The organism is Chryseotalea sp. (assembly GCF_057350905.1).
Genome location: NZ_JBMRCF010000008.1, coordinates 644,255 through 665,828 on the forward strand (window position 1 = coordinate 644,255; position 21,574 = coordinate 665,828).

Below are 21,574 nucleotides of genomic sequence, written 5' to 3' on the forward strand. Positions count from 1 at the left end.
TTAAACCTGTCATTTTAGGACTTGGTGTATCTAAGAGAGTTATTTAAAGCCCCAGCACAATCTGCTTGCGCGTGAAGTAAATGCTCCAAATTCCTTTTACTTCATCAACGCCATCGTCTCTTTTTACAATAACAGGAACAGTGTAGAGGAGTGAATCTGTTCCTATTTTTTGAACATTATCCATACTTCCTCCGCTAAGCTGTGTCAGATAGGCCTCAATTAATTGTCGTTCCATTTCTGTAACGTCCGCCTGGCCTGCTTGCAACCATTTTATTTTTACATTCTCTGCTTTGCTCAATGAGTCGGCATTATTTACCCTCTTTAATAGATCAGATAGCCTCCGTCCATGGGTCATGGTGGCCTCCGTAATTTCAGCTTCGGTGATTTTCTTGATCTGGCTGGTTTCCATCTCTTCTTTAATTTTCCTGCGCTGTTCATCTGTTAATCCGCCTCCGCAAGAAATCATAACAACACTTAGCACAACCAAATAGCCAAACTTAAATTTTTTCATAATTCTCAGCTTTTGCCCGCAAAATACAAACAAGGCAAACGCCTGCCTACTCTATACTGCTGACTGGCTACTTTTTCATTATTTTTGCGCCTGTTTTAGACTATGATCGAGAAATTAGAAGAAATAAAGCTGCGTTTTGAGGAGGTTGGTCAATTAATGGTTCAACCAGATATTATAAACAACCCAAAAAAGTCCTCTCAGCTAGGCAAGGAATACCGTGATTTGGGAAAAATTGTGGTGAAATATAATGAGTATTCCAAAACACTGGCCCATTTAAAACAGGCTAAAGAGGTGCTGGAAAAGGAGAAGGATCAGGAGCTGCGTGAGATGGCCAAGATGGAGATAGACGAACTGGAGCCAAAAATTGAGGCACTCGACCTTGAGTTGCGCGACATGTTAATCCCCAAAGATCCAAATGACGACAAAAATGTGTTGCTGGAGATCCGTGCCGGAACTGGGGGCGATGAGGCTTCCATTTTTGCAGGAGACTTGTGGCGCATGTATCAACGCTTCTGTGATAGACGTGGTTTAAAAATGACCGCCCTTGACTTTACTGATGGTACTGCCGGAGGTTATAAAGAAATTATTTGCAGTGTAAGCGGAGAGGGTGCTTACGGCTTACTCAAGTTCGAATCCGGGGTACATCGTGTGCAACGTGTACCTGCTACAGAAACGCAAGGGCGTGTGCACACATCGGCAGCTTCAGTGGTTGCTCTACCGGAAGTAGACGAAGTAGGCGCAGTAGAAATTAATCCTGCTGATATTGAGGTTCAGACTTCCCGTTCAGGTGGAGCCGGTGGACAGAACGTTAACAAGGTGGAAACCAAAGTGCAGATGACACACAAGCCTACAGGGATCGTTATTACTTGTCAGGTGGAGCGCTCACAACATGGTAACCGTGAAAGGGCTATGCAAATGTTGAAAACCAAACTCTATGAAATGGAGGTTGAGAAACAACACAGTGAAATTGGTGCGGCACGAAGATCTTTAGTACGGAGTGGTGACCGTTCCGAAAAGATAAGAACCTACAATTATCCACAGAGCAGGGTTACTGACCATCGCATTGGATTTACAACGCATAACCTACCTGCTGTAATGAATGGCGACATCGATGATTTTATTGAGCAACTGCGCATTGCCGATAGTGCTGAGAAAATGGCGGAGGGTAGCAATTAATTTCTGCTGATTATAAAAAGTCATTTTTATAAAACTTCTTTTCTTCTTCATGGTTATTTAGGCAATGAAGGAGAAGAGAAGTCTGCTTTGGTTTAAAAACGAATTGCGTTTGCTCGACAATGAAATTTTGTTTCGGGCCGCAGCCAAAGCCTCTTTTGTTTTACCAATCTATATTATTGATCCTGCTCAGTTTCAAATTGGCAAATTGGGTTTTCCAAAAACCGGAGCTTTTAGAACACAGTTTCTGATTGAAAGTCTGATTGTACTTAAAATTTCCTTACAAAAAATAAATGCAGACCTGCACGTTTTTGTTGGCAGGCCTGAAAATATAATTCCGCAGCTTGTTCAGGAACTGAAGCTTACGGTTGTTTATGCTTCACAAGAAGTGGGGAGTGAGGAGTTAGCAACACAACAAGTTCTTGAAGTACAGTTAAAAAAGTTTGGGGTATCTTTAGAAACATACTGGCAAAACACTTTATATCATGCAGATGATATTCCCTGGCCCATACAACGATTACCAGACACGTTTACTAATTTCAGAAAAGAGATTGAACAAGAATCAAAGGTTCGCAACTCTTTCCCAACGCCTGAGATCCCTTATCAACAAGAGATAGCATCACTGAGTATTCCAACTATTCAAGATTTAGGCCTTCACTCACAACCCGCAGATTCTAGAAGTGCCTTTCAATTTAAAGGTGGTGAACAAAATGCACTGGCGCGTTTACACGCGTATCTATGGGAAAAAGATTTGCTGCGCACCTATAAAGAAACCAGAAATGAATTGTTGGGTGCCGATTACTCCTCTAAATTTTCAGCCTGGCTTTCATTGGGCTGTATTTCACCACGTACCATTTATGAAGAGGTGAAGCGCTATGAAATGGAGCGGATTAAAAATGACTCAACCTACTGGCTCATTTTCGAATTGATGTGGCGTGATTACTTCCGCTTTGTTGCAAAGAAATATGGAAATAAAATTTTTCAACGTAAGGGTATAAGAAATAAAGCAATGCTTACTGAGAATAGTTTTGAGTTATTTGAAAAGTGGCGTCTTGGTGAAACAGGTGTAGATTTCATTGACGCGAACATGAAGGAACTCTTGTACACGGGTTATATGAGTAATCGCGGAAGACAAAATGTTGCCAGCTTCCTCGCTAAAGATTATAAGGTAAACTGGACCTGGGGGGCTGCCTGGTTCGAAAGTCAGCTAATTGATTATGATGTCTCCAGCAATTGGCTTAACTGGGCCTATATTGCCGGTGTTGGTAATGATCCACGTGAAGATCGTTATTTTAATACTGAAAGTCAGGTAAGAAAATATGATCCGAAAGGGGAATATACAAGGCATTGGTTGTTGGGTAAGACGGATGAAGTAAAGAATACATCTGAATCAAACATGATTTCATAGCATTAGATTTTACCCTGCAACCCTCCGGTATGTAAAAGCAAAACTTTGCTTCCTCTTGAAAAATATTGCTTGGTAACTAAATCCAGGGTTCCGAAAACCATCTTTCCGGTATATACTTGTTCAAGCGAAATACTAAAATCTTTCTCAGCCTTGACAATAAAATCCAGCAATGACTGATTGTATTTACCATAACCTCCAAAATGGTAGTCGTTATTTATCGACCAGTTAGTTGCCTCCGTTTTTACTAATTTTTTTACTTCAGCTTCCATAAAGCCCCCTTTTAAAGAAGAAAAGCCAAGTAGTTTTTTATCAGGCAGCGCCTTGATTAAGCCGGCCAATGTTCCACCGGTACCTGCTGCACAAGACACATAATCAAAATCAACTTCTTTTCTAAGTTGTAAGCCAAACTCTGCCACTCCACGAACTGCCAAATCATTTGTGCCTCCTTCAGGAATGATGTAAGCTTCACGAAACTCATTTGGCAGGCTCTCTAGAAAATTCGCATCACTCTTTTTACGGTACACCTCTCTGGAAACAAAATGCAAGTCCATGCCTTGCTCATGTGCAAACCGCAATGTTGCATTGTCATGCACAGACAACTCTTCACCCCGAATTATTCCCAGGGCTTTGAATCCACTTTCTTTGGCAGCTGCTGCTGTAGCATATATGTGATTGGAATGTGCTCCACCAAATGTGAGTAGTGTATTGTAACCAAGTCTTTTTGCTTCCTCCAGGTTATACTTCAGCTTCCACCATTTATTTCCGCTGACAAATGGATGATTCAAGTCCTCGCGTTTGATAAATACCTGCAGATTTTGTTCATCGAAAAGAGAATGATTCAATGGTTGAACAGGCGTGCATGTATAGCTAAGCATTCAGTAATTTTAGTAAGAATTCCCTTACTTACAATTCTTCTTTATCTCAGCCTTCGCTTCTGGTGAGCCCAACTCTTCTGCCTTTTTTAAATCAAGACATGCATCGTACTTATTACCGGCCAATATTTTTACTAACGCGCGCTGATAATAGGTCTCCGGATCTGATGGGTACAAATCAATGGAGATTGAGTAATCTTCAATAGCACCTGTATAATCTTCCTTCTCTGTTTTGCTAAGTGCGCGGTTATCGTAATACATAGGGTTGAGTGGATCCAGGGTAATAGCCTGATTGTAATCAGCAATAGCTCCATCGTTATCTTCAAGGGTATACTTAATCACACCCCTCAAATTAAACGTTTCAGGATCTTCGTTAAATAATTCAATTGCTTTATTATAATCCTCTAATGCTCCCTTATAATCTTCTTTAGCACTCTTAGACAGTGCGCGGTTTTCATATTTCAATGCATCTTTAGCATCCAATTTAATGGCGGCATCGTAGTCAACTATTGCCTTATCAAATTCACCAATGTTGTAATAAGCAACACCACGGTAGTTTAGTAAGTTCGGATCAGTTTTATCCAATTCAATGGCTTTGTTATAGTCATCAATGGCGCTGATAAATTCACCTAACTCCGCTTTTACAACACCCCTGTTAAAATATTTATCAGCATCTGTTGGGCCAATTTCAAGTGCTTTAGAAAAATCAAAGTAAGCACCTTGTAAATCTTCTATGTTGTATTTGGCTAAACCACGGTTTGTATAGGCATCGGCCATCTTTGCGTTAAACCTGATCGCTTTATCTAAATCATTAATCGCCCCGTCATCATCACCCAGCAGCATCTTGGCCTCGCCTCTAAAGTTATAAGCTTCTGCAAATGTAGAATCCAGCTCTATTGCAAAGGTCAGATCACCGATAGCTCCGTAAAAATCTTGAAGCCCCATACGTGCCTGAGCGCGTAAGCTTAGCGCCATTTTGTTTTTAGGATTGGCTTCAACCAGCTTGGAGGCTTCTGCTTTCACAGCATTGTAGTCGCCCGCTGCAAGTTTCTTTTTCATTGACTCAGCATCTTGCGCCTGGAGGTTCCAACAGATAAAAAGCAAAAGGCAGAAAAGTGTTTTTTTCATGGATCGATTATTAACTGTGAGAATTATACGCTATCTGAATATATTGACTGAATTGGTTTCGAAAATTACTTGGATTTTTCGTTACTTCAATTTATAATTTAAAACTTATGAAATTCCCTGTCCTTTTTAGAGTTTTTGCAGCGCTGAATATCCTTGGCTTTCTTGCCCTGCTCGTCCAAACCGCCTTATTCTTTTCTACCGCAGGCATCGGATTACCCGCTGTAGCGTTAAGCATCATTGCAACCACTTGGGTATTGGTCACTTCTTTTGTTTGGTTCTTTGGCTCTCGCTATTCTTACCCATTTCTCTATCTCACCGCTTTAATATTAGCGGTAATGGCCGCTGCGGTAATCATGGCAGGTCTTCAATATCAAAACACTACGGTTTTCTTCAACGTTTTTTATGGTGCCGTAATTCTTATCTACTGTGTCTTCCTTTTGGTGTCTTGCTTTTACAAACCTATTAAAGAATGGCAGAAAAGTGAGGGTAAGGGGGTAGTACTACCCTTTGTTCTTTTTGGTGTACTTGTGGGTGTTGCCTTTGGTGGCACTATCGTGTTAAATAATAAACTAACCAAATACCTGGTATTAGATGTGTACCACAATGCTGATCCATACCGAAACGCAGGCCTGGTATTCAACTTGAACGGCACTACCGAAACTGATGGACTTGTCATATCTACTAACCATGATGTGCCTGAGTTAAGTGGACGTCTTTATTTTGCTGATAATTATGAAGCAAAGGAAGAAAAGGATTTTTTCAGAATCGAAAATGTCCGCTTCAAATCTGTTAACCATGAAATGCTAAGCAATGGTGAAGTCTTCTATAATGGAGATGGTGAACTTACATTATTTTTCGGCTGCACCTTCCCATCTGTAAAAGCCAAGCGAATTATATTTATGCCAGAAGGTGAAGCTTTGCCTGCTGACAAATCTTTTGTGTTTACTGCTTTACACAGCAAAAAGTTTTTTGATGAATACAAAGACAGATATGCTTTTGTGCAAGATGAGGCTGTAGAGGAGCACTATCAGGAAGATTATGATGATGGAGACGCTGCTTATTATGAAAGTGAAGCTGCTGCGCAAGAAGTGATTGAAAACAAAGATTTACCAGACGCTATACCGCTTTCGGTCAGAGATCGTAATTCTATGATTACTGATTTTTTTCAGGAATTGATCGACACCTATGATGATAGTCGCTATTACTTTAATACAGATGTGCCCCGGGTTATTCTAAAAACAAAATCTTTTGGCTTTTATAACACACACCAACATATTTTCAGGTATAAAACAGAAAAGCTTTTATATAATCAGGTGAGGCGTTCATATCCTGAAGATGAAAACGATTACTCGCTCAATGATTTGGTTTGGAGAATCAGCGGTAAAGGTTTGTACCTGAACCTGGAAGATCAGGAGCTTCCTTTTTATGGTTTAAATCCTGCTGCTGTTATTTGGTTTAAAGAATACTTGTTACCCCAGCCAGGCGATGCGTATATGGGACAATCCGCACAAGCAATCTATAATGGCATGTTCAGAAGAGCGATATGGCAGCTGGCAACAGCTCGTGAGTACTTCGATAGTGAAAAGAAGTATGACGAGCATGCTACTGCGTATCTGGACGCCAGTCGCGAGGCAGGTTTTTATGGCCCTAGTTATCTATATAAAACATATTTAGAGGGTGCCGATCAGGAGCCAATCTTTTCAAAAATGTATAATCAATTTCCTCCTACCGACAATGAATACTTCTATTTTACAGAAGAGGTTGCCATCGGTTTTTGGTTAAGACGAAAACTAGACGGCTCTGATGCTGAGGTTTGGGAAACCATTAAGACAATACTCGAAAAGTATGATTCTTACCCCTTTGAGTAAGTTCTTCTCTAAAAGCATCCGTTTATAAAAAAAGTAATACCTCTAGCCTGATTTTCGCGTTATTGAAGAAAATATTTTTTATGAAATTTCTAACATTCGGTCTGTTACTTATACCATTTTTAGCAAAGAGCCAACAAATGGATTTCGAAGCCTACGATCCACCTTCAACACTGGTCGTGAAGGAAACAAGGCTTACAAAAGCACGTTACCCTTTTATTGATATCCACAATCATCAATTCAACATGCCTACGCAAAACCTGGCTAACCTTACTGCCGAAATGGACAAACTGAATATGGCGGTAATGGTGAATCTAAGCGGAAGAGGTCGTGGAAGTACAGAACATTTAGAGGGTTCTCTCAAAAACGTAAAAGAAAATTTTCCTAAGCGGTTTGTTGTATTCACTAACATGGATTTCAGCGCTATTGATGATGCTGAGTGGCAGTCGCGCATGTTAAAACAACTTGAAGAAGATGTAAAAAAGGGTGCACAAGGTTTGAAGATTTATAAAAACCTTGGGATGACGGCTAAGGACAGTAAAGGAAATCGCATTCGCATTGATGACCCACGCATTGATCCGATCTGGGCTAAGTGCGGTGAGTTAGGCATACCGGTTTTAATTCACTCTGCCGACCCTAAACAATTCTGGCAGCCGATGGACGCCAATAACGAACGCTGGCTTGAGTTGAAAACACATGAAGGTCGCCAGCGTGGAGATAATGATCCTGCACCTTGGGAAACCATTATTGCTGAGCAACATAATATTTTTAAAAAACATAAGAAGACTACCTTCATTGCAGCGCACATGGCCTGGTTTCCAAATGATTTAAAGAAACTAGGTTCATTGCTGGATGAAATGCCCAACGTGGTTGTAGAGATTGGTGCTGTGATTGCAGAGTTAGGCCGCCAACCACGGGCAGCACGTGAGTTTATGATTAAATATCAGGATCGCGTATTGTTTGGGAAAGACAGCTGGGTACCTGCTGAATATGAAACGTATTTCAGGGTACTAGAAACTGCTGATGAATATTTTCCTTATCACAAGCGCTACCATGCTTTCTGGCGCATGTACGGATTGGATCTGCCAGACGATGTGCTAAAGAAAATATATTATAAAAATGCACTTCGTATTTTACCAGGCATCGATAAAAGTGTTTTCCCTAAATAAGATATGCTGATTAAGCTGTTCTGGTTGCTGGCTACACGCTGCTGGCCGCTAGATATGTGGGGAAACTGTATTTATTAGTGTTCTCGAAGTAGACTTCTTATGAGTAGAAATTATAAGGTGTTTACTTTTTGAATCCTCGTTTTTTACTTTGTCAGCAGAGTCTCAATAACACAAAACCAGCCGAACAAAAAAATCCTGCCTCTTGCGAGGCAGGATCAAGTAACAGAAACCTAAACCTATTAGAAATCGTGCTACTTAAAGTCAATTGATTTTACCTCTTCCCATCGAATATACTTCGGATCTGATTTCGCATCTGAAAATACCAGCAGTCCCTGATTTTTTTCATTGACATCCTGTGCTTCTTCCAGCGATATTTTCTCTCCGGTTTTTAATTCTACCAAACAACGATTAGCACTTGTCACTTCAACTCTTTTCACCTGATGAAAAGGAATGATGTATTCAAAGTCATTGCTTTTACCTTGCAATAATTCAAACTCAAACTCTTCATCCAGGTCGTACACAATTTTTCCGCTAAGGGTCTTACCCTCTTGTGTTGTAACAGTTCCTGTCAGTGCCTTTTGCTTAGTGAAATCAGAATATGTTAAATCAGGCGAGCCAATGAATTCATTAAACGTTACTTTATCGAATTCACTCCATGGTATATCAATGGTGGGGGAATCTTTACTCATTACGATCACACCTCTATGCCCGTTGCTCACATCGTTGCTGCCATCCATGCGCAATTCTCGGCCTGATTTTAACACCACCTGGCTACGATTACCAACTCTTTCAATGGATTTAATTTTACCCATCTCTATCGATAAATCTCCATCTTCAGCATCTCCATCCAGGCGATCGGTAGAGAGTCTTTCATCGTGATCCCACTGAATATACCCTGTAAATTTTTTGCCGTAAGCTTCCACTGTTCCATATAGGGGGTTGCCAAATTTATTCTCAATCCGCTTCGGTGTTTTCATAAACTCCACTTTGCGTATACGATTCCACTCTATCTCCACCTGGCCCATCTCAGCATCCATAATCCGAATCTCCAGTCCTACATCATTGTATCCTTCACCCAGTAAGCTAAACTTTGCTCCATTCTGCAGTTCCACATTCACATATTTTCTGCCATCTGGCTCAATATTTTTTAATTCTCCAAACTGACAAGAGAACTGGTGTGTGAATTCACCATTGGTATTGTCCCAATCGGAACCAATCCATTTTGTCCAGAAGCTACCACTCCAGTAACCCCAGTCGTTTTGTCTTCTTTCCAGTTCTTCACGCTCGCGTGAAGAAAGAAATTTAAGGTTTGGATTCTTTTCTTTACCGGCATTAAAAATATCAATCCAGTAAACTTCTTCCTTACCCCAACGAATCGGGCCTTCGTACACACGATCATCGTGCATATAAACTTTACCGTAGATAAATCCCTCATCTTGTGCAGATGTGGTGAGCGAGGTGCATAACATGGTTATGCCGAGTATGCAAGCAGTTATTTTCATAATAATCTTTTATGGTTGCTGATTATACTGCTAAACTCGCTGGAAGTTGTGCCCTTTAGAATAGAGTAGGGACAAAACGGAACATGTAGGGGATGAATCGGGATAAAATACTACTCAGCTTTTTACTGATCAATCCACTTTTTAAACTCAGGTGTGCGCTCAGAGCTGATGATTACCTCTTCGGCAGCAGCAGGAGTCAGGTTCAATTTCATTCTTCCCTTGAAGTAAGGATGAATCTCTGCGATCGATGGAAAGGTAATGATGAATTGACGGTTGATCCGGAAAAATATACGTGGATCAAGTACGGTGGTAAGCTCATCTAAGGTCTGGTCAAGGGGATATTTTTTTTGATCGTTTGTTACCACGTAAGTCAGTTTACTTTCACTAAAGAAGTATGCAATCTTTTCAACAGGAATCGCCACAATCTTTTGACCAAGCCTGACCATAAACCTGGATTTATATTGCTGTTGCTGGTTTTGAAGTAGCTTTAATAGTTCCGTATAGTTTACAGCTGGTTGCGAATCCTTTTTAACAATGCGTTTGCTTGCCTTTTCTAAAGCAATTCTCAGTTTTTCGAGCTCAACGGGTTTTAATAAGTAATCAATGCTGTTTACCTCAAAAGCCTTCATGGCATATTGATCATAGGCCGTAGTGAAGATTACAGGTACATCAACTTTTACGCTTTCAAAAATCTCAAAACACAAGCCGTCTAATAAGCGAATATCCGACAGTATAAGATCCGGATGAGAATTATCCTGCAACCATTGAACAGAAGCCTCCACCGATTTTAAATGCGCAAGAAGTTCTATATCAGCATCAATTTCCAATAGCATGTTTTTCAGCCGATCCGCTGCCAGGGTTTCGTCTTCGATGAGGAGTATTGACATGCGTTTTCTATTTCCAGTAAAGGTATGCTCACTTCAAAATGTGTTTCTGTTTTCACAACAGTCACTGCTTGTTCGGTAAAATGAGCATAGCGCTTTCTAATATTTTCCAGGCCGCTGCCTTCTCCTGCGCTGGCTGGTTCAGCCTTTGTAAGAAGTGTATTGCGTACTACCAGATAATTTCCAGCTCTTTCCAATATTTCGATTTCCAGTGGCTGCGTTTCACTTATCAAGTTATGTTTTATTACATTCTCCAACAGCATTTGCAAAGTTAGCGGGGGTAGCATTTTGCTCTTAGTATTATTTTGCAGCGTAATTGTAATCTGAATATGATCTTCAAAACGCACACGAATCAAATACATATAGGCATCAACAAAATCCAGCTCTTCAGAAAGCAGTATCAAATCGTCAGATTTTGTTCTCAATAATGATCGGTACACTTCCGCAAATTTTTGAATAAAATTTCTTGAAGCCGTTTTGTCTTTTTCAATTAAAGAGGCCAAAATATTCAAGTTATTAAAAAGAAAATGCGGATCGAGGTGGTTCTTTAGCGAATCTAACTGCGATCGCATGCGTTCCTTTTGATTTTTTTCTACTTCAAGTTCAGACGTACGCCAATGCTTTAAGAAGTGCAGACTGAAATACAAGGAGAAAACAGGAATAAAAATAACGGCTCCCCAAAAATTCACCACAATCATTTGTTCCCATACTGGTGGTGTTGAGGTAAGCGAGGTTTTAATGATGTAATAGATCAGATTGATCAGGAATAGCAAGTAAGCGATACCCAACGCCAATTGTATAAAGAAACGCCAGTTGCCATACCTGCTCCAGGGCATAAGGCGATCGAGTCGTATAGTAAGCTGTCGATTACCGAACCAAAGCAGTAAGGCGATAATTATAATCCAAACAGCCGAGAAAACCAGAATGATATCCGGTTGAAATAAGTACCAGTAACCTGCACTTATGAGTAGGATGGCAATTGTCCAAAGAAGAATTTTATATACCTTTTTCAAAGCTCAGGCTGTACTATTGAAAGATAATCTCATTGATTTTTCTCCAGGCTATATACACGGGATCTTTTTTACCTTTTTCGAAAACCAATAACCCGCTATTGTCCTCGGAAACATCGCGCATATTGCCTAAAAAAAGTGTCTGCCCTGAGGTAAGCTCAAGCTGTGAATAGTCAGAGTTTTTTGGAGTAATCTTTCTTATATTCTTAAGAGGGATGGAGTACTCAATATCATTTTCTTTACCCTCCAATAGTTCAAAATCTAACACTTCATCAATATCATAAATAATTCTTCCCGATACATCAGCTCCTTCTAATAAAGCCACCTTACCCACCAGTGGCTTAGGGCTCGTAAAGGCAGTGTAAGATTGACCAGTATGAGGTGCCTGTGAAAATGTTACCTGTTTAAATGCCTTCCATGAAAATTTTATAACGCCCATATCAGGTGTTACTACGATTACACCTCTGTTGCCGCTGTTCACATCGTTCGATCCGGTTAGATAGAGTTCTCTGCCTGATTTCAATCGCACATCGCAACCATTACCGCTTTTCGCAATCGTTGTGATGTCTGAAAACTTAACTGCTACATCTCCATCATTTGTATCACCATCAAGCTTATCATTTCCCAGGCGTTCATCATTATCCCAAATAATAAAACCAGTGTATCTTTCCCTACGCAGGCCTTCAACGGTTCCATAGAGTGGTGTGCCAAAAGTCTGATTAAGTTTGGCCGGTGTTGGCAGAAATTCTATTTTTTTTACCCTATCCCAATTAATACTTACTGATCCCAACTCTTCATCCAGTAGTTGAACATTCGCCTCAACATCATTATAGCCCTCACCATTTAGCTGCAATTCTCCACCGTTCTTTAGTTTTACTTTTATTTTGCCCTTGTTTAATGGTATAATCTCTTTCAGATTTCCAAACTGGCAAGAGAACTGATGAGCTGTTTCTTTGTCCTCCCAAATGCTGCTAAAACTCCAGTTATAGTTAGACCACCACTCTGAGTCACTATCCTCTTTGGGTATCAACTTTACGTAATCATTATTGCTTTTGGCTGCGTTAAACAAATCGCTCCAAAAAACCTCTTCGTTGCCCCAGCGAAGTGGCCCGATGTAAGTGGTGCGGTCGGTATATACTTTCCCGTAAATAAAGCCCTCGTGCGACTGCGCCTTGACTTCAACGGCAATAGCCGCCAGGGCAATTAGTATCCCCAACAATATAATCAGTACTTTCTTAGAGTTCATGCTTCCTTTCCTTTTCACTTTAATACGCAATTGCCATTCAAAAATACTATGAAGTATTTTCATACCAGCTGTTTAATTGCCCAATCGGGATATCAGATACCTGAAACGGGATAGAAAGTAGTGTATTCTACTGGCTTGGCAAAAGTCTCAGGCACATTTCCTATTTTTATAAGACGCTAACACCTTTTTTATGATACACAGTCATCCGCTTCAAAACAACAATAACCTTATCGTCTTTGTACCGCTTTTGTATACCGTATGGTCTGATGCTGTGCTGACACCTACTGAAATCAATGCGCTGCATACTTTAATCAATAAACAGCAATGGCTTAGCGAAGAAGAACGCAAGTTTTTAATTGAACAATTCAATCCCTCTAATCCGCCTTCCGCAGAGACTTTAAAAAGTTGGTTGGTTGAAATCCGAAAGGTAGATGCTTCGCTTGCGGTAAATCTCGCTTCGGTAGGCACTGCGTTGGCTTCACTGAATGGACAAAACGTAAAGCCTGAAGTAAGCAAAGCGTTGAATGGTGTGGAAGAGATGTTGGGTCTTATCCCGCAAGAAGTTGTGTATACCTTCTATCCTGAAAGCCGAAAAAGTCTTACACAAGGTCAGGTTACACAACATACTTTTGATGTTGAAATACTGGCAAAACAATTAGATGGAGTGCATGCTCCCTTAATTGCCAAAGTAAAAAAAATACTTTCTGATCCCGAGTTTGCCTACCTAGATACAGATAACTTAACTGAACAACGCGAAAAAGTTTTATTGTGGGCAAAACATTTGGCTAAGCAGGGTTTCGGCTCAATTGCTTATCCAAAAATATATGGTGGCGCTGATGACATGGCCGCCTACTTTACCATTATGGAAACATTAAGCTACCATGATTTAAGTTTGGTAGTGAAGTTTGGTGTACAATTTGGCTTATGGGGCATGAGTGTTTATTTTCTGGGAACAGAAAAGCACCATCAAAAATATTTAAAAGACATTGGTACACTGGCACTACCTGGTTGTTTTGCCATGACAGAAACTAACCATGGCTCTAATGTACGTGGCATTGAAACCACAGCGACTTACAATCATCAGCAAAAAACATTTACCATTCATACACCAAATGTAAATGCGCAAAAAGAATACATTGGCAATGCAGCCCTTCATGGAGAAATGGCAACGGTCTTTGCCAAACTTATCATTGATGGAAAGGATTATGGTGTGAGTGCCTTTGTCGTTGCTTTGCGTGATAAACAGGGCAACATACTGCCGGGTATTACCATTGAGGATTGCGGCAGAAAGATGGGGTTGAATGGCGTTGATAATGGAAAAATTTCTTTCAACAAGGTGATAATTCCTAAAGAGAATATGCTGGATCGTTTTGCTTCGGTAAATGACGAAGGCCATTTCACCAGTCCTATTAACAGTGATAACCGCAGGTTTTTTACCATGTTGGGTACACTGGTGGGCGGACGCATTGGTATTCCACGTTCTGCCCTGGCAGCTACTAAATCCGGGCTTACCATTGCCATACGGTATGGCGATCAACGCAGGCAATTCGGCCCTGAAGGTGCAGAAGAAGTACCTGTTTTAAATTACCGAACACACCAGAGACGTTTAATGCCATTGCTGGCGAATGCCTATGCCATGCATTTCTCTTTACAATACCTGACAGATCGTTTTATTAAACGAACTGAAGAGGAGATGCAAGAGATTGAGGCATTGGCTGCCGGATTAAAAGCATTTGCAACCTGGACAAACACACAAACTTTACAGGAATGCAGGGAGTGTTGTGGCGGAAAAGGTTATTTATCTGAAAACAGAATTGATGCGCTGAAAAACGACTCTGATATCTACACCACTTTTGAAGGTGACAATACCGTGCTGATGCAATTGGTGGCCAAAAGTCGCCTGACGGAGTTCAAACAAGAGTTCAGCAATATGAATGTTTTCAGAATACTAAATTATGTAGCTGATCAGGCGAAAACATCCTTATCTGAAATGAATCCTTTTGTTATTCGCAATACTGATGATGAGCACTTGCTGGATCCGGAGTTTCATATCAGCGCCTTTCGTTTTCGCGAACGTGATATTCTCACTTCAGCTGCCAAACGTTTAAAGCGCCACCTCGACAGTGGGATGGATTCTTTTGATGCCTTTAATGTTTGTCAGCATCACTTGGTGGAGGTTGGTTTTGCTTATGTGGAGCGAATTATTCTTGAGCAATTTCAATTGGCTGTTGAACAAACCAAAGATGAAGGCTGTAAAAAAGTTTTGTCAAAATTATGTGCCTTGTTTGCCCTCTCTCAATTTGATAAGCACAAAGGATGGTATTTAGAAAACGGTTATATGGAAGGTGTGAAAACAAAAGCCATCCGTAAACAGCTCAATCAACTGTGTTGGGAAGTGAGGCAGGATGCTGTGCCTTTAACAGATGCCTTTAAAATTCCAGAGGTGTGTTTAAGTGCACCCATTGCCAGACGAGGATAAAATTTTTGACCGCAAAGGGCGCAAAGGTTCGCGGAGGTGGTACTGCTCTTTTCTTTGCGAACCTCTGCGGTCTCTGCGGTTTATTATTTTAACCACAAAGGACTCTAAGATTCGAAGAGTTGGTACTGCCCTTTTGTTTGCGGACCTCTGCGATTCCTTTGCTTAACTATTTTAACCGCAAAGGGCGTAAAGATTCACGGAGTTGGTACAGCTCTTTTCTTTGCGAACCTCTGCGGTCTCTGCGGTTTATTATTTTAACCACAAAGGGCGTTAAGATTCACGGAGTTGGCACAGCTCTTTTCTTTGTGAACCTCTGCGTTTAATTATTTTAACCGCAAAGGGCGCTAAGGTTCGCGGAGTTGGCACAGCTCTTTTCTTTGCGAACCTCTGCGGTCTATGCGGTTAGTTGTTAATATTTAGCTGGCATTCCTTTAGCTGGTGTAGATTTCAATATAAACTCACGAATGTGTTCGTTAGAGCTGGCCAAGTCTTCTGCACGCAAGTACATCATGTGCCCGCTCCGATAGCCTTTAAACGACAATCGGTTTTTCATTTTACCGCTAGGGTCGAGTTGCCACATGGAATACTTGGCATCGAAGTAAGTCGTGGCACCATCGTAGTAGCCCGATTGAAACATTACATGCAAATATGGATTCTCGGCCATGGCCAATCTTAAGTTTTCACCAGTTCTGTCATTGCTGTTATCCCAGGGACGCACATCGCCAAACATATTATATTTAATATCAGTTTTATATTTCAATACATCGCGCAGATAATAGTTGATGGCTGGTGTAAAAGAATGCAGCCATGATGTTAACTCAGCGTTGTAATCTGGCGCATCACCAGCCTCCATGCGGTCTATACCCAGATAACGAGAGTCTAAGCGACCGATGGTCAATCCTTTCTCACGCAAAAGCTCTTTCCAGAAATATTGAGGAGACACCACCAGATTACTTTGCAGCAACACTTTTTCTGAAAGGCCTGAATAACGCCCCATTTTAGCCGCAATTTTTTTCTTTTCTGCTTCATCGATAAAACCACCTTTACTTAAAGCTGGTATCAATTCATTGATTGTAAATGCCTCTGCTTCCGGAAGCACAGCATCTAAATCTTTTTGTTGTAAATCTGCAGGCAAGGCTTTTTGATACCAGGCCGCTGCGGTGAAATAAGGTAAGGACAAGGCATCACTCACAGGACCTTCGCGTTTAATGCCAATCTCTGTTGGCGATACCAGAATAACGCCATTCAAATACATCCAATGAGAATTTTGCAATTCAAGGGCGAGACCAGCCACACGCGTAGTACCATAGCTTTCACCAATTAAATATTTTGGTGAGGTCCAACGACTGTTGCGCGACACAAAAGTATTTAACCACTCCGCCAGGTATTTAATATCTGCATTCACGCCAAAGAAAGTTGAGCGTTCGGCTTTTGGGTCTAGTATTCGGGAGAAACCCGTATTCACAGGGTCTATAAAAACAATGTCCGCAACATCTAAAACAGAGTGTGGATTGTCGCGCACACCGTAAGGCTGAACAGGATAACCTTCATCATCGATGTTTAACATTTTTGGCCCTGTATACGCTACATGCATCCAAACAGAAGCAGAACCGGGTCCTCCATTAAACGACATGATTAACGGTCGTTTGCCTTTGTCTGTTGCATCTGTGCGTTCATAGTAGGTATAGAAGAGTGAGGCTATCACTTTACCGTCTTTATCCCAAACAGGTTGCGTGCCTGCGGTAACTTTGTAAGGAACAGGCTTCCCTTTAATGGTAACCTGCCCGGTAGAAACAACAGCAGACTCCGCTGGCAGCAATCGTTCCTGTGCCAAAAGGCACGTAGCACCGATACTCATGATCAGTACAATTAAAATATTTTTCATCATAAATTGTTTGAATAAAAGCTAAAACCTATTCTATTTCAATGGAAGCAGCAACAAAGCCTGCACAGAAGCAAAACTAATCGTTTGTGCGGGCACTAAAGATGATCAGAGGATTATTGGTCCTTGGTAATAAAGTATACCTCCTGGATTTTCCCCGCGGCTACTTTGTAAATAGCAATGGCCTCCACAACAGGTTTACTTTTATTGAATACTACACGCTCTTCATCTATAACGGTGTTTCCTAAGACCATTCTGCTCTTTAATGTACAATGTAAATCAGGCGTAGAAGAGAACATACCTTCATAGCCGCTCTTCATTTTATCTTTACCTTTATACATCAGTTTGTCAGGAAACATATATACTTTAACAGAGTCGCTGTATGCCTCCAAAAATTTCGCCACATTTCTTTCGTTGTAACCCTGAAGCTGATGTTCTGCCAATTGCTCGGGTGTCATGATCTGTGCCTGAGCGTTAAAGGTCACCAGTAAAAAGAATAGCGTAAGATTTTTCATAATCAATTATTTAGTCGAGATTACTTAATAAAACATAAATGTTGTTTAGTTAAGCTTCCATATTTATCCTCTCCTTTGGAGAGGATTATAGGTGAGCCTGCCTGCACATAGCCGTTACGGCAAAGGCAGGGCCCGAGAAAAGGCTTAACTAAACAACATCATTATTAAATATAATATTTTGTTCTCTTATCTAAATAATATATGCAAGATCTTATCAATAATCTCCTCAGCAACAGGCGCTCTGTTTTTCCTAAAGAATATACAGGGGAAAGAGTTGATGACGCCATCATTAAGCAGATGCTGGACAATGCCAATTGGGCACCCACGCATAAACTAACAGAACCCTGGCGTTTTGTGGTGTACACAGGAACAGGCATTCAACGCCTCGCAGATTTTCAAAGTGAGCTTTACAAAAAAGTAAGTGGAACCAAGGGCACCTTCGATCCTGAAAAGTATGATGGATTAAGAAGCAAGCCTCTGCAATCTTCTCACATCATTGCAGTGGGTATGAAACGTGATGAAAAAAAATCAGTGCCCGAAATTGAAGAGGTAGGAGCAGTTTATATGGCGGTGCAAAACATGTATCTGACGGCCAACGCTTATAAAGTAGGGTGTTATTTAAGCACAGGTGGTATTACTTTTTATCCTGAGGCAAAATCATTCTTTGGTTTAGGGGATGAGGATAAGTTGTTAGGCTTTATGCATGTTGGTATGCCTAAGCACTTCGATCAAAAAAGTAAACGAAATCCCATCGAGTCAAAAGTGAAGTGGGAATACTAATTATCAATGAATAATGTCAACATGAAAACAATATTTCAAATAACACTCATTGTATTTGCCCTTCCGGCCTTCGCACAATCGTATTATATAAAAGCTGATCGTGTGTTTGATGGTGAGAAGATTCAAAGTGCGTGGGCTGTAGTGATAAAAGATGATAAAATCATTGCGGTGGGTGCCCAGTCAGACATCAGTGTACCGAAAGGTGCTACCGTTATCAGCTTTCCCAATAGCACTTTAATGCCAGGCCTTATTGAAGGGCACTCACATTTATTTTTATATCCTTACAACATCACCGATTGGGATACACAGGTATTAAAAGAAACTGATGCGTATAGAACTGCGCGTGCCACCGTTCATGCCAGGCAAACCTTAATGGCTGGCTTTACAACTGCACGCGATCTGGGCACTGAGGGAGCAGGCTATGCCGATGTAGCACTAAAGCGCGCCATTGATGAAGGTATCATTCCTGGCCCTCGCTTGCTTGTTGCCGGTAGGGCTATCGTTGCGACAGGATCGTACGGACCAAAAGGCTACGATCATGATCAGGAAATTATGCTGGGCGCAGAACCAGCAGATGGAAATGAGCTAATTCGTGTTGTGCGCGATCAGATTGGCAAGGGGGCAGATTTCATAAAAATTTATGCTGATTACCGTTGGGGTTTACGCGGTGACGATCAGCCATCATTCACGCTAGATGAATTAAAAACTATTCATGAAGTAACGCACAGCAGTGGTCGTGTTATGGTTTGTCACGCTAAATCAAAAGAAGCCATCAGGCGGGCTGTGTTGGCGGGTGCTGCAACCATTGAACATGGCGATTTTCTTGATTTGGAAATTGCCAAGCTGATGAAAGAAAACGATGTGGTATACTATCCTACGCTGGCAGCGGTAGACATGATCTCACAATACAGAGGCTGGCAAAAAGGTATTAGCCCTGAACCCAAAAGTGTTATCAACAAAAAGAAAAGTTTTGCCGATGCTTTACAAGTCGGAGTACGTATTGGTATGGGTGGTGATGTAGGTGTATTTGCCCATGGTGATAATGCACTGGAAATGGAATTAATGGTAGAATATGGTATGAAGCCAATTCAGGTTTTACAGGCAGCCACCAGTGTTAATGCAAAAGCTTTTCAGCTGGATGATTTACTTGGCTTTTTGAAGGTCGGACTAAAAGCAGACTTATTAATTGTGGAGGGGGATCCATCAAATGACATTAAAGCTTTGCGAAAAGTAAAGTTTGTAATGAAAGATGGTGTTGTGTACCGAAATGAAAAATAAATTTTCCCCGTTTGAGCATCCGGCTATATCTTTCTGCTAAATGTGAAGAAATTTAACTGTGCACGTTCGCACAAGCCTTTGCAAGGGAAGATGTTAAATCAGCTCTTCACTATTTCTGCAATACATTCTATCTCCACTAATGCCTCTTTGGGTAAACGGCTTACCTCCACCGTGGTGCGTGCAGGTTTATGTGAACCAAAAAATGCTTCGTAATTTTTATTCATCAATTCAAAATCTGCAAAGTTTTTAAGAAACACTGTTGTTTTCAACACATGACTTCTATCACAGCCGGCATCCTTCAATACAGTTTCTAAGTTGCTTAAGACACGTAGTGTTTGTTCTCCTGCATTTGAACCCTCAATTAACATCGTATCCGGATTCAATGGAGTTTGGCCGGAGCAAAAAACAAGGTTACCACTTTGAATAGCGTGGGCATAGGGGCCTATCGCTTTAGGTGCGTCTGCTGAAAATACACGCTTCATATTATTGCTTTTGTTGAAAAGGGATGGCCACAAGTGTTTTATCCCAAAGTAAAACCATCTCGGCTTCTTCCTTCATCTTGGAAAACTCTATGGTGAATTGTTCAAACTCTGTTTGCTGTTGCACAGCATGAACCTGAACCGTTAAAACATCTTTTTTCAAATCTCGATTTGGCTCACCCTCAGCATTAACACCCCATTGCCCATGTTCGCGATTAAAAATAACGGTCCACATTTCCTGATCGGGTACGGTCCAGAGCGAGTAAGTGCCTGCCTTTAGCTCCTTGCCTTCAATAACTATATCCCTATTAGTAGAAAAGGTTGTGGCCTCATTGGCGCCTGTCCGCCATACTTTCCCAAAAGGTACGAGTCCGCCAAAAATATCCCTCCCTTTTTTGTAGGGTCTGTTGTATCGCACTTCTATTTCCAGTTTGCCCTGTTCAAAATTTACCGCTTCTTCAGGGCTAAAGGATTTTTGATAGCGTGTGTTCATCGTATCTATCCCCACAAAAAGCAGGATAATTACAACTACACCGATACCGACAAAAACCAAGAATCTTCTCATAACAGCTATTGTTCAACAAATACTGGACTTCGGCAAGCTAATACTTGGCAAAGCCCCATGCATTAAATATTTTTTAATTGGTTATTCCAAATTATTCTGGCAATGCTACTATTTTTACACATTAAACGGTAAAAACATGGACGCATCTTGGGCACCTTTCTACGTGGTAATCGCACTTTTTGTTTTGGCAATCGTATCGCCATGGGTTTTCCCAAACAAAGGTGTTAGTGATAACAAGCACGATAATAAGTTCTAAGCAACTTATTTTTTGTCTGGTACATGAACATTTGCGTTTTCTGTGGATCTGCCGCAGGTAATAATCCCCTATACGCAAGCTTAGCTGCAGAGTTTGGTAAGCTTTTGGCTGAAAAGGGGCATTCCCTCGTCTATGGAGGGGGTAATATTGGCCTTATGGGCATCATTGCTGATAGTGTATTAGAAAATCATGGCAAAGTAATTGGCGTAATTCCCTCGTTCTTAGCAGAGCGGGAAGTTGCCCACCAAGGCCTTACCCAGCTTGAAATTGTGGGTACCATGCATGAAAGAAAAATGCGTATGGCCGACCTGGCCAATGCTTTTGTGGTATTACCCGGAGGCTGGGGTACGCTTGATGAAATGGCTGAAATTCTCACCTGGAAGCAGCTGGGTCTGATCAATCAAGATTTATTCATCTTAAATTCTAATAATTTTTTTGACTCTTTAATCAGCCAAATGCGTTTTATGGCTAATGAGGGCTTCTTGAAACAAGAAAACCTCGATTTAGTCACCATGGTTGATAGCCCGAAGCAATTATTTTCAATGATACCGTAAGGCGGGTGACGCACCATA

19 protein-coding genes are annotated in these 21,574 nt (G+C 41.0%); 8 read left to right on the forward strand and 11 right to left on the reverse strand.

Annotated features, from left to right (window positions below; all coding sequences use genetic code 11):
• Positions 1 to 43 precede the first annotated feature (43 nt).
• Positions 44 to 511, reverse strand: a complete 468-nt coding sequence (locus ACO1XM_RS11355; RefSeq protein ID WP_486228955.1) for a hypothetical protein — start codon at positions 509 to 511, stop codon at positions 44 to 46.
• Positions 512 to 613: 102 nt separating this feature from the next.
• On the opposite strand from ACO1XM_RS11355, the gene prfA reads away from it, so the two are divergent.
• Complete coding sequence (gene prfA, locus ACO1XM_RS11360) at positions 614 to 1,687, forward strand: peptide chain release factor 1 (protein WP_486228957.1); 1,074 nt, start codon at positions 614 to 616, stop codon at positions 1,685 to 1,687.
• A 64-nt stretch (positions 1,688 to 1,751) separates the two neighbouring features.
• Entirely contained in the window at positions 1,752 to 3,092 is a 1,341-nt protein-coding gene (locus ACO1XM_RS11365) for a DASH family cryptochrome (RefSeq protein ID WP_486228959.1), read from the forward strand.
• A 2-nt stretch (positions 3,093 to 3,094) separates the two neighbouring features.
• Here the strand turns inward: ACO1XM_RS11365 and ACO1XM_RS11370 are convergent, their stop codons facing one another.
• Both ACO1XM_RS11370 and ACO1XM_RS11375 read right to left on the reverse strand, forming a co-directional pair.
• The gene (locus tag ACO1XM_RS11370) at positions 3,095 to 3,967 is read right to left on the reverse strand and encodes a 1-aminocyclopropane-1-carboxylate deaminase/D-cysteine desulfhydrase (RefSeq protein WP_486228961.1); all 873 of its coding nucleotides are present in this window, start codon (positions 3,965 to 3,967) and stop codon (positions 3,095 to 3,097) included.
• A 24-nt stretch (positions 3,968 to 3,991) separates the two neighbouring features.
• Entirely contained in the window at positions 3,992 to 5,023 is a 1,032-nt protein-coding gene (locus tag ACO1XM_RS11375) for a tetratricopeptide repeat protein (RefSeq protein WP_486228963.1), read from the reverse strand.
• A gap of 176 nt (positions 5,024 to 5,199) precedes the next feature.
• On the opposite strand from ACO1XM_RS11375, the gene ACO1XM_RS11380 reads away from it, so the two are divergent.
• Positions 5,200 to 6,960: a hypothetical protein gene (locus tag ACO1XM_RS11380; RefSeq protein WP_486228965.1), complete on the forward strand. Its 1,761-nt coding sequence runs from the start codon at positions 5,200 to 5,202 to the stop codon at positions 6,958 to 6,960.
• A gap of 80 nt (positions 6,961 to 7,040) precedes the next feature.
• A complete protein-coding gene (locus tag ACO1XM_RS11385) occupies positions 7,041 to 8,126 on the forward strand; it encodes an amidohydrolase family protein (RefSeq protein ID WP_486228967.1) in 1,086 nt (361 codons plus the stop codon).
• A 251-nt stretch (positions 8,127 to 8,377) separates the two neighbouring features.
• Here ACO1XM_RS11385 and ACO1XM_RS11390 read toward each other — a convergent pair whose 3' ends face one another.
• The 4 genes from ACO1XM_RS11390 to ACO1XM_RS11405 form a co-directional block, all read right to left on the reverse strand.
• A complete protein-coding gene (locus ACO1XM_RS11390) occupies positions 8,378 to 9,628 on the reverse strand; it encodes a hypothetical protein (RefSeq protein WP_486228969.1) in 1,251 nt (416 codons plus the stop codon).
• 122 nt (positions 9,629 to 9,750) lie between these two features.
• A complete protein-coding gene (locus tag ACO1XM_RS11395) occupies positions 9,751 to 10,515 on the reverse strand; it encodes a LytR/AlgR family response regulator transcription factor (protein ID WP_486228971.1) in 765 nt (254 codons plus the stop codon).
• The gene (locus ACO1XM_RS11400) at positions 10,467 to 11,525 is read right to left on the reverse strand and encodes a sensor histidine kinase (protein ID WP_486228973.1); all 1,059 of its coding nucleotides are present in this window, start codon (positions 11,523 to 11,525) and stop codon (positions 10,467 to 10,469) included. The genes ACO1XM_RS11395 and ACO1XM_RS11400 overlap by 49 nt, the downstream gene beginning before the upstream one ends.
• Before the next feature lie 13 nt (positions 11,526 to 11,538).
• Positions 11,539 to 12,831, reverse strand: coding sequence for a hypothetical protein (locus ACO1XM_RS11405; protein WP_486228975.1), 1,293 nt, complete (start codon positions 12,829 to 12,831; stop codon positions 11,539 to 11,541).
• 127 nt (positions 12,832 to 12,958) lie between these two features.
• Between ACO1XM_RS11405 and ACO1XM_RS11410 the strand changes: the two genes are divergently transcribed.
• Complete coding sequence (locus tag ACO1XM_RS11410) at positions 12,959 to 15,247, forward strand: acyl-CoA dehydrogenase family protein (RefSeq protein WP_486228977.1); 2,289 nt, start codon at positions 12,959 to 12,961, stop codon at positions 15,245 to 15,247.
• A 409-nt stretch (positions 15,248 to 15,656) separates the two neighbouring features.
• On the opposite strand, the gene ACO1XM_RS11415 is transcribed toward ACO1XM_RS11410, so the two are convergent.
• A complete protein-coding gene (locus ACO1XM_RS11415) occupies positions 15,657 to 17,135 on the reverse strand; it encodes a S10 family peptidase (RefSeq protein WP_486228979.1) in 1,479 nt (492 codons plus the stop codon).
• Positions 17,136 to 17,245: 110 nt separating this feature from the next.
• Positions 17,246 to 17,644, reverse strand: a complete 399-nt coding sequence (locus ACO1XM_RS11420) for a nuclear transport factor 2 family protein (protein ID WP_486228981.1) — start codon at positions 17,642 to 17,644, stop codon at positions 17,246 to 17,248.
• A gap of 201 nt (positions 17,645 to 17,845) precedes the next feature.
• Here ACO1XM_RS11420 and ACO1XM_RS11425 point away from each other — a divergent pair, with 201 nt between their 5' ends.
• Positions 17,846 to 18,424: a nitroreductase family protein gene (locus ACO1XM_RS11425; protein ID WP_486228983.1), complete on the forward strand. Its 579-nt coding sequence runs from the start codon at positions 17,846 to 17,848 to the stop codon at positions 18,422 to 18,424.
• A gap of 21 nt (positions 18,425 to 18,445) precedes the next feature.
• Positions 18,446 to 19,702, forward strand: coding sequence for a metal-dependent hydrolase family protein (locus tag ACO1XM_RS11430; protein WP_486228985.1), 1,257 nt, complete (start codon positions 18,446 to 18,448; stop codon positions 19,700 to 19,702).
• A gap of 98 nt (positions 19,703 to 19,800) precedes the next feature.
• On the opposite strand, the gene ACO1XM_RS11435 is transcribed toward ACO1XM_RS11430, so the two are convergent.
• Together ACO1XM_RS11435 and ACO1XM_RS11440 are read right to left on the reverse strand one after the other, a co-directional pair.
• Positions 19,801 to 20,184: a RidA family protein gene (locus ACO1XM_RS11435; protein WP_486228987.1), complete on the reverse strand. Its 384-nt coding sequence runs from the start codon at positions 20,182 to 20,184 to the stop codon at positions 19,801 to 19,803.
• Between the two features lies 1 nt (position 20,185).
• Complete coding sequence (locus tag ACO1XM_RS11440) at positions 20,186 to 20,746, reverse strand: DUF2911 domain-containing protein (protein ID WP_486228989.1); 561 nt, start codon at positions 20,744 to 20,746, stop codon at positions 20,186 to 20,188.
• Positions 20,747 to 21,025: 279 nt separating this feature from the next.
• Here ACO1XM_RS11440 and ACO1XM_RS11445 point away from each other — a divergent pair, with 279 nt between their 5' ends.
• Positions 21,026 to 21,556, forward strand: coding sequence for an LOG family protein (locus ACO1XM_RS11445; RefSeq protein WP_486228991.1), 531 nt, complete (start codon positions 21,026 to 21,028; stop codon positions 21,554 to 21,556).
• Positions 21,557 to 21,574: the final 18 nt, after the last annotated feature.